At 40.7% G+C, this 17,820-nt stretch carries 16 protein-coding genes and 1 pseudogene; 4 read left to right on the forward strand and 13 right to left on the reverse strand.

Annotated elements, in window-relative coordinates:
• Positions 1 to 35: 35 nt before the first annotated feature.
• From H6G86_RS27150 to H6G86_RS27170, 5 genes and pseudogenes are all read right to left on the reverse strand, one after another.
• Positions 36 to 995: a hypothetical protein gene (locus tag H6G86_RS27150; protein ID WP_190936919.1), complete on the reverse strand. Its 960-nt coding sequence runs from the start codon at positions 993 to 995 to the stop codon at positions 36 to 38.
• 3 nt (positions 996 to 998) lie between these two features.
• Entirely contained in the window at positions 999 to 2,162 is a 1,164-nt protein-coding gene (locus H6G86_RS27155) for a DUF3696 domain-containing protein (RefSeq protein WP_190936920.1), read from the reverse strand.
• Complete coding sequence (locus H6G86_RS27160; RefSeq protein WP_190936921.1) at positions 2,159 to 3,277, reverse strand: DUF262 domain-containing protein; 1,119 nt, start codon at positions 3,275 to 3,277, stop codon at positions 2,159 to 2,161. Before H6G86_RS27160 ends, H6G86_RS27155 begins: the two co-directional genes overlap by 4 nt.
• Before the next feature lie 68 nt (positions 3,278 to 3,345).
• Positions 3,346 to 3,519, reverse strand: coding sequence for a hypothetical protein (locus H6G86_RS27165; protein ID WP_190936922.1), 174 nt, complete (start codon positions 3,517 to 3,519; stop codon positions 3,346 to 3,348).
• A gap of 109 nt (positions 3,520 to 3,628) precedes the next feature.
• Positions 3,629 to 3,757: pseudogene (locus H6G86_RS27170) on the reverse strand (Uma2 family endonuclease); the annotation flags it as partial.
• A 177-nt stretch (positions 3,758 to 3,934) separates the two neighbouring features.
• Here H6G86_RS27170 and H6G86_RS27175 point away from each other — a divergent pair.
• The gene (locus tag H6G86_RS27175; protein WP_190936923.1) at positions 3,935 to 5,716 is read left to right on the forward strand and encodes a M61 family metallopeptidase; all 1,782 of its coding nucleotides are present in this window, start codon (positions 3,935 to 3,937) and stop codon (positions 5,714 to 5,716) included.
• A gap of 111 nt (positions 5,717 to 5,827) precedes the next feature.
• Here H6G86_RS27175 and pyk read toward each other — a convergent pair whose 3' ends face one another.
• Positions 5,828 to 7,597 (reverse strand): pyruvate kinase, encoded by a 1,770-nt coding sequence (gene pyk, locus H6G86_RS27180; RefSeq protein ID WP_190936924.1) that lies wholly within the window; start codon positions 7,595 to 7,597, stop codon positions 5,828 to 5,830.
• 379 nt (positions 7,598 to 7,976) lie between these two features.
• On the opposite strand from pyk, the gene crtR reads away from it, so the two are divergent.
• Entirely contained in the window at positions 7,977 to 8,867 is an 891-nt protein-coding gene (gene crtR / locus H6G86_RS27185; RefSeq protein ID WP_190936947.1) for a beta-carotene hydroxylase, read from the forward strand.
• 32 nt (positions 8,868 to 8,899) lie between these two features.
• Here crtR and H6G86_RS40210 read toward each other — a convergent pair whose 3' ends face one another.
• Positions 8,900 to 9,208 carry a hypothetical protein gene (locus H6G86_RS40210; RefSeq protein WP_190936925.1) on the reverse strand — a complete coding sequence of 103 codons (309 nt, stop codon included), beginning with the start codon at positions 9,206 to 9,208 and terminating at the stop codon, positions 8,900 to 8,902.
• Between the two features lie 41 nt (positions 9,209 to 9,249).
• On the opposite strand from H6G86_RS40210, the gene H6G86_RS38930 reads away from it, so the two are divergent.
• Positions 9,250 to 9,423, forward strand: a complete 174-nt coding sequence (locus tag H6G86_RS38930) for a hypothetical protein (protein ID WP_242064996.1) — start codon at positions 9,250 to 9,252, stop codon at positions 9,421 to 9,423.
• A 506-nt stretch (positions 9,424 to 9,929) separates the two neighbouring features.
• Here the strand turns inward: H6G86_RS38930 and H6G86_RS27200 are convergent.
• From H6G86_RS27200 to H6G86_RS27225, 6 genes are all read right to left on the reverse strand, one after another.
• Entirely contained in the window at positions 9,930 to 10,505 is a 576-nt protein-coding gene (locus H6G86_RS27200; RefSeq protein WP_190936926.1) for a Uma2 family endonuclease, read from the reverse strand.
• A 597-nt stretch (positions 10,506 to 11,102) separates the two neighbouring features.
• Positions 11,103 to 12,893, reverse strand: coding sequence for a sensor domain-containing diguanylate cyclase (locus H6G86_RS27205; protein WP_190936927.1), 1,791 nt, complete (start codon positions 12,891 to 12,893; stop codon positions 11,103 to 11,105).
• 9 nt (positions 12,894 to 12,902) lie between these two features.
• On the reverse strand, positions 12,903 to 13,883 hold the full coding sequence (locus H6G86_RS27210) for an ABC transporter substrate-binding protein (protein ID WP_190936928.1): 981 nt from the start codon (positions 13,881 to 13,883) through the stop codon (positions 12,903 to 12,905).
• A 432-nt stretch (positions 13,884 to 14,315) separates the two neighbouring features.
• Positions 14,316 to 14,729 (reverse strand): chorismate mutase, encoded by a 414-nt coding sequence (gene aroH, locus H6G86_RS27215; protein WP_190936929.1) that lies wholly within the window; start codon positions 14,727 to 14,729, stop codon positions 14,316 to 14,318.
• Between the two features lie 102 nt (positions 14,730 to 14,831).
• Positions 14,832 to 15,653: a signal peptide peptidase SppA gene (gene sppA / locus H6G86_RS27220; RefSeq protein WP_163930209.1), complete on the reverse strand. Its 822-nt coding sequence runs from the start codon at positions 15,651 to 15,653 to the stop codon at positions 14,832 to 14,834.
• Positions 15,654 to 16,197: 544 nt separating this feature from the next.
• The gene (locus tag H6G86_RS27225; RefSeq protein ID WP_190936930.1) at positions 16,198 to 16,494 is read right to left on the reverse strand and encodes a hypothetical protein; all 297 of its coding nucleotides are present in this window, start codon (positions 16,492 to 16,494) and stop codon (positions 16,198 to 16,200) included.
• A 459-nt stretch (positions 16,495 to 16,953) separates the two neighbouring features.
• Here H6G86_RS27225 and H6G86_RS27230 point away from each other — a divergent pair, with 459 nt between their 5' ends.
• Complete coding sequence (locus H6G86_RS27230) at positions 16,954 to 17,751, forward strand: MlaE family lipid ABC transporter permease subunit (protein ID WP_190936931.1); 798 nt, start codon at positions 16,954 to 16,956, stop codon at positions 17,749 to 17,751.
• Positions 17,752 to 17,820: the final 69 nt, after the last annotated feature.

A 17,820-nucleotide genomic window follows, 5' to 3' on the forward strand; every position in this document is an offset into this window, starting at 1 on the left:
TGGAAGAAGGGAGAAGGGCGATCGCAATATTTCTGTTAAGTTCTATACTTCACTGTTGGAAGATGGCGACCAACATAGCCAATAATAATTGTTCCTGGTTCTCTTGGAAAGAAATGAATTCGCCAGTTGCAAAATCTCAATTTGATATGCCGTTCAAATAAACGTTCTTTGCCATCAGGACAAAGAAAAGTTCTTTGTTTGCCATAATTATTCAATGTTGCTTCACTTTCTCCAGACTCATCAAGAGCATAACCTTCTACATTAAATGCTCCAGTCTTCCAGTTTTTGCAACAGTTTTGAAGCTCAAACAATATTTTGACAACAGATTGTAATTCTAATTGTCTAGCACGGATATTTGTTAACTGTTTACCAACAGCATTACAAAATTCTAAGTTAGGAAACAATTCTTCTCTTCTATCCCAAAGATCATCGCCATCCAATACTCCGGTACGAATGCGGTTTTTTATCCATTCTACGTGTTCATGTACATGGTGAGCGCGGCTTGCATGAAAAATTTCTAAAGTTTCTTTTACTATCTCTCCATCTTGATTAATTTGTATAGCCTCGATTTCTAAGCGGCTTAAATTCCAGCATTTGTCAGATAGAAAGCTTACGCCTACTGCATCAAGTAAATGAGCAATACCAAGTCCAATTACTAGTTCATCCTGATAATAAAATTCACATAATCCCGAATTATTTTCAATATCTTGAATAGCTGAATTTGATAAATCTAGTGATAAAGGCGCTTTAATAGCAAGAGCTTTTATGAAGCCTCGTTCTAATTGATCTGCCTCATTTAACCAACGACGTAAAGGATAATTAGGAGCCAACATGATTGTATGAAAATGTTCTTTAGAACGAAGACTCACCTTAACACCTTGTGCTGTAAAGGCTTTAATGGTTCTAATTAACTCAGACATCCATTGTTGTGCTATTTGCTCATTTGGAGCTAGATTTCGCAGAGATAATTCATTTAATATTAAATCAAACTCCACACTCTAATCTCCCGCCACAGGTTCTAACAAAGCATCTAAGCTTTTTTCCCATTCATCGAAAAACCCATCAGGCCATCGGTCAATTCTACCGTCCCTATCAATGTGAGGTGATACTACATTTGTCTGAGCCTGTCCTTGTTTTTCTCGACGTTGAAAGTAATGTAATTGCACATCTTCTGGCTTAATTTTACCGTCATGAACAGCAAGACGAATTCCGTTTAAAACATGATCGCTATGAGTTTCTATCACCACTTGAACACCACAACTAGCAGCCAGTGCTAACAATTCACCCATTTTTGCTTGTCCTCTGGGATGAAGATGAGCTTCTGGGTTTTCAACTAGAATTAGTGTATCAGGTTCTGAAGCGAGTATAGCTACTATGATTGGTAAAGTGTAGGTAATTCCGAAGCCAACATTAGTTGCACGGTAAGGGTTGCTATCTCCATACCCGCATTGCAAATTTATCAAATCCATGTCTGGATTTGATTTTATCCTTATACGTGTACCTGGGCTAATTTCTCCCATCCATGCTTCTACTTGATCTATTAAAGCTAGTGATTTTTCCTCTGGATCGTCGTATTGTGGCTGTGAACTTTTTACATTAGGATGACTTAACTTTTGATGAGCAATAATTTTATTCTCATTGACTGCAAGAAAATGTAATGTATATTCACATCTAGCGCCCAGCGTTCCAAGTAATTGAACTTTGTCATATGACATTTGATTAAATGCTCTTGGCCCTATACGCTCTGCCTCAATGTAATGAAAATTTTGATTAAAAAGACTGGATAAGTGATATAATTGGTCATCTACATACTCCGAAGTCAAATATAAAAAATTAGCTCCTATATCTTCTTCTTCATTTTTAAATTTCCATATACTTTTTGTCCCATTTTTCCAAAGTATTTCAAATACTAGTTGTTCTTGTTTAGATGCGCCTTCAAAAATCGCATCTTTAGCTGTACCAATATTAATCAAATCTCCATTGAGTACTAAGCCTTTTTCTGACAATAAACCTTTTTGATAAGATTGCCTTAATAATAATAATGCTTGTAAAACAGAAGACTTACCAGTACTGTTAAGTCCAGATAAAAGGGTAAGTGGCCTAAATGTAAGGGGTTGATTTTGAAAAGGCTTAAAATTTGTGAGTATCAAGTAATCAATCATAGAAGTACTTCCTGAATTATTTTTTCTATAGTACTAAATCTATACTGCACTTTCTCAGCAGCCTGAGATATAGATTCTAAAAAATCTTTGTCATTGTCAATATATGTCTTGAATATATCAATCAATTTTTGTTTTCTATCTATTAGAATTTGTATTTGATCCTCAGTCAATTGGCTGAGAAGTACTGACCAAGATTCAAATAGAGCTTTATTTATAGGAAACTGTCTTTTCTGAGAATGAGATATTTTCCGAAATGCATCTTTGCCAAAGATGTTCCAATTAGCTAGAATTGTTATTTTAAAATTATTTTCAATGTCATATAGCTCAGTTTCAGAGAGTTTATTTGTCTTAGATAGTGCTTTAGTTAAAAAGGTATCTCTATTGTCGGCATAATCTTTATAAGAAGTCAAAGTAAAGGCTAAGAAACCTAGTATAAATTCCCGATCATCCATACGCATTATCCGCTTATCTCCAAGTTTCACTACCTGTTGAAATTTTGGATATGCAGCAAGTTTAGTTAAAAACTTTGTTCCCTTACCAGGATTAAGAGCATGGCGTAATTCTTGAGGTGATAAAGCTAGACCTCCTGTATTAATACGTTTGAAAATATTATATTTAATTTCTGGAGGTGTGCCTTTTTCGATTAAATATACTGTTAGTTGAGTTTCTTCAAGACGACGTTGGTACCTGCGTTCAATTTGATCGAAGGTTTGACCTTCCAGATTTGTAAGATATTCTAATCCAGATAGTTTGAGTTTCTTGTCGAGAATAAAGCGCTTTAGTGCAAATAGACGCTGTAATCCATCGACTACTAACCATTTATCTTCATTAGTAGCATCTATATAAAATGCTGGTATGGGAATGCGGATAATAATAGATTCTATAAGCCTGCTTTGGGCATCTTCTTTCCATATATCCGCATGACGTTGGAAATCAGGTGCTAAATCAAGGGCTTCTTCATTGATTCTTTTAAGCAATAACTCTATTGTTGGTTCCCTAGTTACAATGTTAATTTTATCAGGATCATATTGGAAAGTAACTTTTTCTTCTTGATCTTCTTCTTCTGAAATTTCTTCATCAGCTAATTCTGCATTGTCGTTACTCAAATCTGTCACAGTGCTTACTCCTTAGTATTAACATTTGTTTGTTCACTCAGGTATTAGTGATGTTTTTTGTTGATACATCAACCAATGAGGCTTTTTAACTGGTGTACTTCAATCCTACTATCTCCCCAAATTACAGAGACGCGAAATTTCGCGCCTCTACGTACATAGTTTATTATTTGTTTACCTTCGCTAGCCAAATCCCAAATTGGTGCGATCGCCTCCGGTGAAGTCAGAGCGATGTCTGATAACAAGATGCTTCGTCTCTACGCACTTTTAGCCACAGTCCAAAAATATAAGACTTCTGGTTCAACACCAAGCGATCGCCTTTGGAATAAAATTACTTAACGAAGCAGAAGCGAATTAAGCTTCTGGTTCAACACCGAGCGATCGCAATTGGGCAGTTAGGCGATCGGCTCTTTGTCTTTCCTGTTCGGCTCTTTCCTCACCAGTCAACAATAAATTACCTTGCAAATCACACCAACGCAACCAGTGAAAATTAATACAAATATTTTGGAAGTTGCAAAGATTGCTTTGGCAGCAGGCGATCGATTGCAAGGTGGGAAATAAACTAGGTTTTGACTACCGCAGCCAATAAAAGGCGAAACTTAACATGCAAATTTGTCATCATGAGAGAAATTACCTATCGATTATTAACTCAGCACCAAGATGACTGAAGCAACAGCAACTCGTCCCAACGCATATATCCAGGAAACTGGCCCGACGATTCATTACCTAGTAGCAATGTCTCAACCAGAAACTCATCTGTTTGAGGTAACTTTACGCATTGTCGATTACCCCTCGCCGATTCTCGATTTAAAATTGCCAGTATGGACACCCGGTTCCTACTTAGTTCGAGAATATGCCAAGAATTTACAGGATTTTGTGGTTTTTGCAGAGGGTAAGCCTTTACCTTGGCGGAAAATCAGCAAAAATCACTGGCAGGTAGACAAAACAGGTGTTTCAGAATTAACTATACGTTACCGCATTTTTGCCAATGAGCTATCGGTACGGACAAATCACTTGGATGCTACCCACGGTTATTTCAATGGTGCAGCATTATTTTTTAGATTACCGGGCTGGGATAAGCAACCCATTCGCGTTACCATCGTACCGCCATACCCGGAATGGCAGGTAACAACTGCTCTACCTCCCGTGGGTGAGGAAACAAATACTTTTTGGGCGAGCGATTTTGATACTTTGGTGGATACTCCCTTTGAGATTGGTAGCCATCAATTGTATAAATTTGAGGTCTTGGGAAAACCCCATGAACTGGCAATTTGGGGGAAAGGTAATTACCAAGTTCAGCACCTGATTGCTGATATCCAAAAAATTATTCAGGTAGAAGCGCAGATGTTCGGCGGTTTGCCTTATGAACGATATGTGTTTCTGCTACATTTATTTAGCCAAGCTTTTGGCGGTTTGGAGCATAAGGACTCTTGCTCATTAATTTACCAACGTTTTGGATTTCGCACCCAGGAAAAGTACGATCGCTTTATCCAATTAGTTGCACACGAGTTCTTTCACTTGTGGAATGTCAAACGAATTCGCCCAAAAGCATTAGAGGTTTTTGATTATGACCAGGAAAACTACACACCATCATTATGGTTTTGTGAAGGTACTACTAGTTACTATGACTTGTTAATTCCTTTGCGGGCAGAAATTTATGATGTTAAGTCGTATTTGAATAACTTGAGCAAAGAAATTACCAGATATGAAACGACACCGGGGCGAAAGGTACAACCCGTTTCCGAGTCGAGTTTTGATGCCTGGATAAAACTTTATCGCCCCGATGCAAATAGCGGTAATTCCCAAATTTCTTACTATTTAAAGGGAGAAATGGTATCGTTATTGCTGGATTTACTGATTCGTTCCACTCACGACAATCAGCGTTCCCTCGATGACGTAATGCTGAAAATGTGGCAGCAATTCGGGAAAGATGAAATTGGTTATACTCCAGAACAGTTGCAGGAAGTTATAGAATCTGTCGCCGGAATCGATTTGACTGATTTCTTTAAACGCTACATTGATAGTACTGATGATTTACCTTTCAATCAGTATCTAGAACCCTTTGGTTTGCAGTTGGTAGCTGAACAGCAGGAAGAATCTTACCTGGGTGTGAGAATAAATACAGAGAATGGGCGGGAGATGATTAAGTTTGTGGAAACTGATTCACCTGCACAAGTAGGGGGAATTGATGCAGGTGATGAGTTGTTAGCAATTGACGGGATTAAGGTAACGGCGAGTAGTTTAAGCGATCGCCTGAAAGATTACCAAGCAAACGATACCATCCAAGTCACAGTTTTCCATCAAGACGAACTGCGTACTTATTCCATTACCCTCGCGTCACCACATCCCACTCGATATCAGGTAAAACCTGTTGATCATCCTGACTCCACACAGCAAAAAAACTTTGCTGGATGGCTTGGGGTTGCGATCGCAACTGTTTAATTTTGGGAATTGGGAATTGCCAATTGGGAATTGCCAATTGGCAATTAGGAATTGGGCATTGAGAATTCCTAACTTTTCCAGTCCCCAGTCCCCAGTCCCCATTCCCCACTTCTAAGGCGTTCTCACTGCCCCAGAGTAAATCAAACCCCGTTGCAGATCCAGGGTTATAATCGCTCCATCTCGAATCACCTGTGTTGCCTGCTTCACGCCAACAATCACTGGCACACCAAGACGTAAGCCGATAACGGCAGCATGACTTGTGAGACTTTCCTCTTCCGTAATAATCCCGGCAGATTTGCGAATAGCTTCAACAAAATCGGCACTAGTGCGCGGTGCAACTAATATGTCTCCAGGATTAAAGTTACTAACATCCATGCCAGTATTCGCTACCCGTGCGCGACCACTCACTAAACCTTGTCCTAATCCAATTCCGTGACCTAGTACCGCCGTCACCACTTCAACCTTAATCAAATCTGTGGAGCCAGAAATTCCCTGGAGTGTGCCAGCAGTCATGACTACTAAATCACCCTCAGAGAGTAACTTCAACTCCTGAGCCACATTAATCGCAGCTTGAAATGTCTGACCAGTGGAAGGTAATCCTAGCACCAATAGCGGTTTTACTCCCCACACCATTTGTAGCTGCCGCGCTACATTCACATGGGGGGTAACAGCCAAAATCGGTGTATTGGGACGGAATTTAGAGACATTGCGAGCTGTAGCCCCAGTTTGCGTTAGGGTCATGATTGCAGATGCACCTAGTTGTTCGGCAATTTGACCTACAGCTTGACTAATCGCATTAGGAATGGAGCGCCTAGCATCTCTCACGGAACGCAAGTTTAAGTGTTGGGCTTCTTCCTGCTCCATCCGCTCGGCAATCCGCGCCATCGTCGCTACTGCTTCTACAGGGAAGCTACCGACGGCGGTTTCGTTTGAGAGCATTACCGCGTCTGTGCCGTCTAAAATCGCATTTGCTACATCCGACACTTCGGCACGAGTGGGACGGGGATTGCTCACCATGCTGTCTAACATCTGGGTGGCGGTGATGATGGGAATCCCTAAGCGATTTGCCGTAGCAATTAGCCGCTTTTGGAGTACGGGAACATCTTCTGCTGGCAATTCTACGCCTAAATCGCCTCTGGCAACCATCACGCCATCACACAAAGCCAGAACTGCCTCCATTTGCTCAATAGCTTCATGTTTTTCAATTTTGGCAACCACCGGCACTTGCTTGCCTGTACTGGAAATTAGTTCTTTAATTTCGATCATGTCCTGCGGATTGCGGACAAAGGAAAGTGCCACCCAATCGACACCTTGATCTAGACCAAACATCAGATCCTCTCGGTCTTTGTCGGTCATTGCCTTAATTGACAGGTAAACGCCGGGAAAGTTTACGCCTTTATTGTTAGAAAGTTTACCAGGCACGGTGATGCGACAATGCAAATCACCTTTGTCTCGGTTAATCTCCTCCACGACCATTTCTACTCGTCCATCATCGAGGAGGATTTTTGCACCAACGGGGACTTCTTCGGCTAAATAATCGTAGGTGACGCAGCTAATTTCCTGCGTGCCTACCACCGGACGGTTTGTCAAGGTGAAGCGATCGCCTTTTGCCAAAACTATAGACCCGTTGTCAAACTTCCCCAAACGAATTTTTGGGCCCTGCAAGTCTTGAAGAATTGCCACTGGCTGATTTAATTCAAAAGCGGTTTGCCGAATTAAGCGAATACTACGCTGATGGTCGGCATGAGTTCCGTGGGAGAAGTTTAGCCGCAGCGTCGTGGCTCCCGCTTCAATAATCGCCTTGAGCATTTCAGGACTGCTAGTGGCGGGGCCAATAGTAGCGACAATTTTTGTCCGGCGCAGAGAATCTCTTAATTGCATAGGGGCTGAAGTGAGGGAGCTATCTGGGAAGTCATCGTAACTTAAGTTGCATCTCCTTTTCAGTCACTGCTATACCAATAGATATAAGCAGTTAGAGAGGTTTTATGGGAGAGTGAGGGCTGTGGGATAGACTAGATATAGTACATCAATCTTGTATCCATCCTCCCAACGAAAGAGTTTATCCCATCAACTTTTTGCCAATTGCCATACCCCACTTATCAGTAAAGATTAGTTCTTGTCTGGAATCATAGCGTTATTCATCTACTGATATGCAAAGCTGTGGATAAATATTGCTATACAAAAGGTTACAAAACTTTATTCTTCACTAATATTTATCGTATATTCGTAATGTTTGATTAAGAAGGAGTCAATGTTAGAAATGATCACATCGGAGGCACAAAAGCCACTGACAATCCCGCCAAAGGAATTTTTAGCGCCTCCTGGTGATTTTAATCCCACGCTATTGCTGTTTTTGGTAGCTGTAGCAATGCTGGTGTTATCTAACTTTGGTTACTGGCTTTGGGAATGGCCCCACTGGCTCTGCTTTAGCGTTAACACTATTGCGTTGCATTGTGCTGGGACGGTTATTCACGATGCTTGTCACCAATCTGCCCATCGCAACCGGGTGATGAATGCGATATTAGGACATGGCAGTGCGTTGATGCTAGCTTTTGCTTTTCCAGTGTTTACGCGGGTGCATTTACAACATCATGGCCATGTCAACCATCCCAAAGACGACCCAGATCATTATGTCTCTACGGGTGGCCCACTATGGCTGATTGCAGTGCGGTTTTTGTACCACGAGGTATTTTTCTTTCAACGGCGACTGTGGCGTAAATACGAACTACTAGAATGGTTCATCAGTCGCTTAATTGTTGGTGTAATTGTTTATATATCAGTGCAATACCACTTTTTGGGTTACATTCTCAATTTTTGGTTTATACCAGCTTTTGTAGTGGGGATAGCACTGGGATTATTTTTTGACTATTTACCGCATCGTCCCTTTGCAGAGCGCGATCGCTGGAAAAATGCTCGCGTCTACCCGAACCAAGTTCTCAATATTCTGATTATGGGACAGAATTACCACTTAATTCATCATTTGTGGCCTTCTATTCCTTGGTATAATTATCAACCTGCGTACTATGTCATGAAGCCCCTCCTAGATGAAAAAGGATGTTATCAAACTTCAGGATTGTTGCAGAAAAAGGACTTTTTTGAGTTTGTTTACGACATCTTTCTAGGGATTCGGTTTCATCATCAAAAAGAATAGAGTTATTGTATACAGCTATCGCCCACTAATGGCTAGCACTGGGAAATTGACACAAGTACATCATGACCAAGGCTAGCCTTCAAAGTCAACTGAGTGCGATCGCTGCACAGTTCCAGATTTTTGAATGTGTTCCCTGTGCGTAGACGCGTAGCGGCTTGTCGCCAGACATCGCCTTGCGCCAATTCCTCATCGATCAAAATATTTCTGGTAAACAGGTTAGTCTCTTTACGGGTAGCACAGAAGATCCTTTCTGCAATATCTGACAACATCCACCCCGAAGGAATTTCCAGAGTAAACTGGATTAATAATCTATACTGCCCTGCTCTAGATTTAGGCGGCAATTTCCAAATCACCGAAACCGATTTTTAAGCAAGAGGGACAGATGGTTGATTTGTATGATCTAATCCACAATATACGGAAACGTCCTGCTATGTATTTAGGACGACCTTCTATATCCAATCTCCGCACTTTTCTTGCAGGTTACTGCTTTGCCCGTCGCCAGATAGGAATTCCTCAAACACAACAAGAACAGGAATTTTCAGAATTTCAAACCTAGATTCAGCAGAGGTTTAATTTAACTTCCAATCAGACTTGGGATCAGATTATTTTATTTTTTTCCCAAGATGAACACACTGCACTAGATCAGTTTTTCAAATTGTTTGATGAATTCATTCAAACAGACCATCCTAGAGAACTTCAACCGAATACAACGAATAATTTAATAATGGTTTCAGGAACCCAAGATTAAAAGAAGCTTGAAATGGATGCTTTAGTGCAAGAACTCTACACAAATCTTTGATTTCAATAACCACACCTGGAGCGATCATTGCTAGGATACTGCCAACGCTGGGTATTAATGGAAGTAAATCAGGTAGGCGATCGCTCTCCAAACAAAGCCAAATCAGTAATTTTAGTTGGTGATGGATGCGATCGCTTACATGGGGTGACTGTAAATAACCACGTAACTTAGCACAACTGTATCCAATTAAATCTTCTAGGTTATTTAAGTAAGCCCAGAGTTTTACGGTCTTGTCATAACTAGGAGAGGGGATGGTTTATTTTCTAACCAACATTACCCGCAGCTAATACTTGTTCAACTGTAAGTGCAATTTCCGGGAAAGTTACAGACACAATTTGCTGACTCCCGCTAAACTCTTTCTCTTCGTACAATCCTTCTGACAACAATAAAATCGTAATTTTTGACTCTATTGGATCTACAATCCAATATTCAGGAATCTCTAACGCTGCATATTCAGAACGTTTATATCGATAATCGCGTTTTACTGAATCAGGACTGACAACTTCCACTACTAATATCGGCGCAGACTGACAAACAGCAGACTCATCAAGGAATTCTATTACCTGTTCAGCCCTTACAACATAAACATCAGGCAATCTTGACTTTCGCCATCCCGTTCTTACACCTGCCTCTCTAAAACATAGCCAAGGTAAACTCAAGCGATTGATTTCTGTGTCAAATGTCTGTTCAAGGAATTTAGCAAGTAGTAAATGTCTAAAAGTTGGTGGATTCATGCGTTCTAGTTTCCCATCCACCAGTTCATAACGGCTATCAGTACCATCGTTATAAGCGAGATATTCTTCAAAAGAGTATAGACGCTCTGTAGTTGTCTGTGTCATCGCGCAACTTTTAAATAAAGGTTTTTTTTGAGGTAGTACTCAAAAAATCATGAGTAATTGCACATTGGCTTGTATTTATAAATTCTTTGAATTGTTTTTAACATATAGCTAACCTTTTACATAAATTTTAATCTATAGGACTCATCTTTGATTGTTGAAAAAATTTAGTATAACTTAAAGAAGCTTCTTGACTGTTGCCTATTGTATTACTACGCAAATAATTTCATAAATGAAATCGGATCGCTATATAAAAATAACCTCTCGAAGCGATCGCACCTTTAATTGGTACTATTATTGAATCGAATTATTCCTACACTTAGAGAATAACGAACCGCATAGGCGCAGAGAAGCCAGTGCGTTAGGCGGGTTCCCCGACTTGTTCGCGCAGCGTCTCCGACAGGAGAAGCAACTGGCGCGACACGGAGAAATCTGAGTTTGAGAAATATTTTGGGTCAGTCTTAACAAGGAATAGAGTTGTTGTATGAAGCGATGCCTAGGTTGGGCTGCGCCAACGTGTCAAAAATCTTTGATTTCAATAACCACACGTGGAGCGATCGCTGCTAGAATCTGCTAACACTGGGTATCAATGGAAGTAAATCAGCAAAACGTACAATAGCGATCGCGCCCCTTTTGTTTGGCATTGTACATTGCTTGATCGGCTGAAGCGATAAGTGTATCTGGCTTGATGTCCCAAGTGGGTATGACAGAAGTAATACCCAAACTAAGTGTGACGATATCCTTGATATCAGACTTTGCATGAGGAATGACCTGATCGTAAATTGCTTGTTGAATACTTTCTGCTACTTTGATCGCTCCTACTAAGTCAGTATTGGGGAGGAGTACCGAAAATTCTTCTCCTCCGTAACGCGCTACTAGATCAGCAGGACGAGGAACTGTCTGTTGCACTGTTTGCGCTATTCTGATTAGACAATTATCGCCTCCAAGATGCCCATAGTAGTCGTTGTAAGATTTAAATTTATCAACATCGAATAAAATCAGTGAGAGGGGTTGTTGTTCTCGTGCAAGGCGTTTCCATTCTGCTTGCAATCGTTCATCAAAGCAGCGACGGTTAGCCACCTGAGTCAAACCATCTAGATTTACCAGTTGTTCTAGTTTCTGATTTGCATTTTCTGCTTTTTCTTTAGCAATTACTAGCTCTGCTGTTCTCTCCTGTATCCGTTGTTCTAAAGTTTCAAAAGATGTTTGTAACTGAAGTGCCATATTGTTAAACGATTTTGCCAGTTGACCTATTTCGTCTTTTGAGCTAATTTTGGCGCGGATATCTAAGTTACCTGCGGTAAATTGGAAAACTATATTGGTAAGGGAAATTATTGGCTTTGTTAGCACTTGCCCAATGGCAAAAGCAATGATTGTCACTACTGAAGCGATAATTGCAAATAGAAACATTGCGTCACGAATTTGCTTTTCTACAGGTGCTAGGGCAACAGCAAGGGGTTGTGCGAACAACACAGACCAAGGTTTATATTTTAAACAAGCGATCGCAATCAGATTAACCTGATTACCTGTTGCTGACAAAGATGTAATTAAATCCGACTGTTTATTATCCAATGCTTGCTTAAGTTTTGACTCATTAGTTGCCAATTCTTTGACAGGATAATTAGGCAAACGTCTTTCTTGTTGCAGTTGAGTTACAACATCGGCAGGCAGAGGCACAATTGATTTAAAAAGCAGTTCTGAGGCAGTGCTATGTGCCAGATAAATATTATTTTCATCTAAAAGAATAGCAAATGATTTTGCCCCAGCTCGTTCAGTTTCTCTAGTTACTAACTGCTGAACAACAGTCGCATTGTATGAAACACGCAATACACCCAATATATCTCCCTTGGCATTACGAACCGGACTGCTAAAAAACAGGGTAATAAGGTCAGGAATTGTCGGCGATCGCTTCATGCTAGAAACAAAGGATAACCCAGTTTGTAGCGGTTTTTTAAAATAATCTTCAACTGATTCATCTTTGCCAATATTCGGTGTTATATATGTATCCAATACATTTTTCCCGTTTAAGTCGAGCAAAGAGTATGAGAGAATATTGAGCATATCTTTGCGACTGAGACGGATTAATGTTTCTGTCGCCAATTTCATTTCGGGACTGTGATCTCGCTGTTTTGGAGTTAGGCTGAGGTAGCGTGCCAAACCTGGTAAAATCGCCTCTACACGCACGGCATTAAGGTTTTCATCAATAAAGGCATCTATTCTGTTAGCAGTTTCGTTAGCCGCCGCAGATAGGGCTTGTTTCGCGTTGTCAGTTAGTGCTTTTTCAGTTGTCTGTTTGTTGATAAATGACAATAACAGCAACGGAATCAAAGCAACAATCAGAAACGAAGTGATCAACTTTGTACGGATACCGCCCAAAAGAGATTGCTTCATGGCTTTAAACTAGGAGGGAGGCTTCAAGAATGAAGAATTGAACAAAGTTTTTAGCTCAGGAATGCGTGTCACGTTTCCAGAGCGAATAAAAAAGTCTGCATATATCTTGGCAGTTTTGTAGATGGAGTTAGAGCTGCTAGATTGCAATAATTTTTGGTTTTCACCTAAATCAATTAGGTTTACTCCCTCCAGAGAGATTGTATTGCTAGGAATTTTTAAGACTTTGCTGATGATAGCGTTTCCTTCCTGAATATTTGCTTTCCAGTAGTTTACTGCTTGCAGCCATCCTCGCACGAATGCACGAACATCTTCAGGCCGATCGCGGATTATCTCACCGCGAAAGACAATCATATCTAAAATCAAGCCAGGGGTTTGTTTGCTGGTAAATAGGATATGTCCCCCTAATTTTCTCGCTTCAGAAAGATGAGGTTCCCAAGTGTGTCCAGCTTGAATAGTATTATTTTTCAGGCGTTGAGGAATTTCTGAAGCCTCTGATTTAACTAAGTTCACATCATCGCTGGTTAAGTTAGCAGTTTTCAACATCTCAGTTACGAAAACTTCGCTAAAACCGCCTAGATTTGCACCCAGGTTTTTCCCTTTCAAGTCAGCAACGATTTTAATTTGTGATTGGGCGACAACTACATCTGCTCCTGTTGATTCATCTACAACCATCACGCCTTGTATATCTGGATTTGTGGCGCTCAAGATGATAAAACTTCCCAAAGAATACATAGCACCATCATACTTACCCGCACTGAAATTTCCTTGTTCCAATTGGATGTATCGTTTATGAAGAATTAGTTCTACATCTACCCCTTGGGCTTTGAAGAATCCTTTTTCTTGAGCAATGATGCCTGGATACTCCCCAACAAAATATCCAACTGGTATTTTCAAGGGAGGGCGTTTGAATTCGATTGGTGCCCTCTGACAAGCAAATAGCAAACAGGCCGTAATGATAAAAATACGAGCGTATTTAAGTAGTTCAAACATAGAATATTTGATATTTTGTAATCATTACCAAGCAAATATTTAACTAAATTAACTATTTGTTCAAATTCAAATTAATAGGTAATTTTTTTTAAAAATTGAATGAAAAAAGTTCTGATTTTATGAATTTATCTAATTGATTTTATGACAAGATTACTATTTGCTTCTAAAGCAGTCTCAGAAAAGTGATTAATCCTTTTTTGAAACATACAAATTGGGAGCATCCCAATGCAAACAAATCTACTAAGATAATAAGTCGTCATTGCGTTCGCCTCTGGCGTTCCCGAAGGTATGAAGCGTAGAGCCTTCTCTTCTCTTTCAGAGACGCTAATGCGAACGAGAGACTTGTCTGCGACACGCTACGCGAACGGCATAGCTTCGCTTAACGCGGTAGCGTCTCGTAAGAGAAGCGGAATGTACTCTTTATAATTCAATTTACACTTTTGACTTAACTGCTGGCTGTGATGTTTGTAAAGGCTGGGGCAAACTCCAGTCGGGACGCAAGCTAGCGGCGTTGCGTAAATAAATATGATGAATTGAGGCGGAGGCTGGCAGATAGGCGTGGATTAAGAACCGAATGCAGCGCTGTAAGCTACCTTCGACGTGCATTTGCTGCACATCCAACATGGCCACATTATCCCAACCAGGACGCGCTCTAGCGATCGCAGCTGGAAAAATCACATCCAAATCGCGTGTCACCGAGAAAGTCACACTAATCATGTCTGTCGGCTGAAATTGATTCCGATTTTCCAATTCATCTAGTAGTTCTGTCACTACCTCTCGGATTGCCTCAACAGTATTTTCTGAAGCAGTTGTTGCTCCACGAATAGCCCGCATTTGCCACTCCACGCCAAAATCCTCCTAAAAAGATAAAAGTTAGGAGTTAGAAGTTAGGAGTTAGGAGTTAGGAGTTCAAACTCTCAACTTCTCACTCCTAACTCCTAACTCAAGCTAGGGTCGATATAACCACAGAGGTAAACCACTAGTAGAGACTTCAAATTCGAGCCAATCAATTCCAGATCGAATTCCTGATGAAACCTGACGGCTTCCTGGTAGAAGTCGACTCAATAGGGGTTTACGTTCTTCTAGGGTATAGCAGAGAGTTTTTTCCGGATCAAGTCCAACTAATTCTGCTGTCCAGCGACGGGCATCTTCTTCAGTACCCAGGCGGTCTACAACACCCAATTCTAGGGCTTGCTGTCCAGTAAAAATCCGACCATCGGCGAAACTTTTTACAGCTTCTACTGTTAAAGAACGGCCATCAGCTACCGTTTGGACAAACTGCTGATAACTTGTGTCAATCAACTCTTGCAAGATGTTTTCTTCTGGTTGAGTCAGCTGCCGATCAAAAGCCAAAATGTCTTTGTAAGGGCCAGACTTAATTACCTGGAAGGAAACACCGATTTTTTCTAGCAAGCGTTCCAAGTTATTGCCACGCAAAATCACACCAATACTACCCGTAATTGTACCTGGATTAGATACGATGTGTTCTGCTCCCATGCCGATGTAGACACCTCCAGAAGCCGAAATATTGCCAAAGCTAGCGACGATTTTAATTTTTTCGCGCAAACGCTTCAGGGCGCTGTAAATTTCTTGAGAATCTCCGACTGTACCGCCAGGGCTATCGATACGCAGCAATAATGCCGGAAATTTTTTTTCTTCTACAGTTTTCAGTGCTTCTAGGACGCGTTTGCGAGTCGCACCGGCGATCGCACCAGTAATTTCAATCCGCGCAATTTGTTTTCTAAACTTGGGCTTAAACGGCCAAACCATGAGCTGTAAACATTCCTCGTAATAAACTCAATATAAGATCCCCAGAGGTCAGACGACCTTTTTTGCTCTGTTAAGAAACATGAGCAGGCATGATGTTTATCAGGATTTTAAGGAAATTTTTATATTTTGCAGTGAGTTTTATTTGATATTCTCGATGAATGCTGATAAATTCCTTAAACATTGCAGCCAACACAAAATGCCAAACTCTAGTTTAGCGTCCAATGTGGTGGTTTAGCACAGACTATTTTAGCTATTTTGCATAATTAAAAGTTTCAAAGCCCTTATTCTGCTAGCTTTTTGACTGTTTTCGGATTGTTTTATTACAGCCGGGCACACAGAACATTTATCAGTAATTAATAACTAATAACTAATTAACAATAAGTATTTAATTAATAATTTCGGTACTCAATTTAGTTAATAAAATTTCATTCAGCAACACTAATCACTATTTAGTTTAAGACCAGTAATACTTTCATTTTGGGGAATCTCAATTTTTCCTCTCTTGTACAGCCCATGAACACCTGACGAAGACTATTCAGATCATTCAGGAGTCTATTCGTAAAATTTGATACCGATAGTAAACATAAGTATCAAACAGTGACCCGACGAAACTACAGGTCAAGCTAATTACAAATAATCCACGCAAGGGAGCCCCACTGCCAAAGGTGGCGAGAAAACGTATAATCTCAGTGGCGATCGCTTCAGTTAACTCTTGTAAACCCGGAAAGGAACCGATAAGGGATAAAAAGAGCAGTCCACCGCCAACGAAGAAGATGGGAGCGACAAAACTAAATATGATCGTGAGTACTAAGGAGCGGAGAAAGTTAATGAAAATAGTCATTTAGGACAAACTCCGTGAGTAGAGATGACAATAGCTAGATAGCGGTTTGTCATTTTCTACAATACGTGTGATCGCTCCCAAGCAGACAATCTGTCAAAAATCTTAAGTTTTCATTAAAAGAAATGGCTACTAGTTACAACACGTGCTGGGACTTTCCAAAATTATTTAAATCAATCAAACCCTTGCATAATCAAGCTTGTAGTCAAGATTAGCATCCATTTATTGGTTTGCAGCACGTTTAATAATAGCTTTTTTTTCTGAGAGCATTTTTAATCTAAGTTAATATTCAGCCCCCTTGAGAGTGAGGGGCATAAGAGAAATGATTTAGAAATAACCATTTCCCATTCCCCATTCCCCATTCCCCATTCCCCATTCCCCATTCCCAATTCCCCATTCCCCATTCCCTATCCCAACGACTTCCGCTATTCTTAAGGCAGTTACCGAGTTAGCTACAGAACATTGAACCAGACTACATCCAAATCCAGTTTAGGAGAATGGAGTCAGCGATTGCTGGCAGCGATTTTTCTGGGTGGGCAAGTACTAGTTCACCTATTGAGGGGCAAAATCCATCGGCGCAACACCTTAGAACAAATGGCAGCAGTTGGGCCAGATTCCTTATTTATTGCCCTATTGACGGCTATTTTCGTCGGCGCGGTGTTTACCATTCAAGTGGCACGAGAATTTATCAACTTTGGTGCAGGAAACATTATCGGGGGGGTGCTTTCTATAGCCTTGACACGAGAACTCTCTCCCGTGTTGACGGCAGTGGTTTTGGCAGGGCGAGTCGGTTCTGCCTTTGCAGCCGAAATCGGTACCATGCGCGTAACAGAACAAATCGATGCCATGTTGATGTTAAAAACAGATCCAATCGATTATCTGGTTATTCCCCGCGTTATTGCTTGCTGTTTAATGCTACCAATTTTAACCCTCCTGTCTTTGATAACAGGGATGTTCGGAGGATTCGTAATTGCGACAAATGTCTACAACCTGTCTGATACCGTATTTCTAGACTCAGCCCGTAACTTTCTTGGGATCTGGGATATTATTAGCGCCATGCTTAAGGCGTGTTGCTTTGGGATTTTAATCGCCGTAATTGGTTGCAGCTGGGGATTGACGACAACAGGAGGAGCCAAAGGAGTAGGACAGTCAACCACAACTGCTGTTGTGACTGCCTTGCTAATTATATTTGTTAGCAACTTCTTTCTTTCTTGGTTAATGTTTCAAGGACTTGGCAGTGCATTTTTGAAAGGCTTATAAAAGTGAGAAGTGAGTATTTAGGAGTTAGGAGTGATGAGTTAAAACTCCTCACTCTTGTAGAGACACAAT

It is taken from the genome of Nostoc sp. FACHB-133 (assembly GCF_014698055.1).
Lineage (GTDB): Bacteria > Cyanobacteriota > Cyanobacteriia > Cyanobacteriales > Nostocaceae > Nostoc.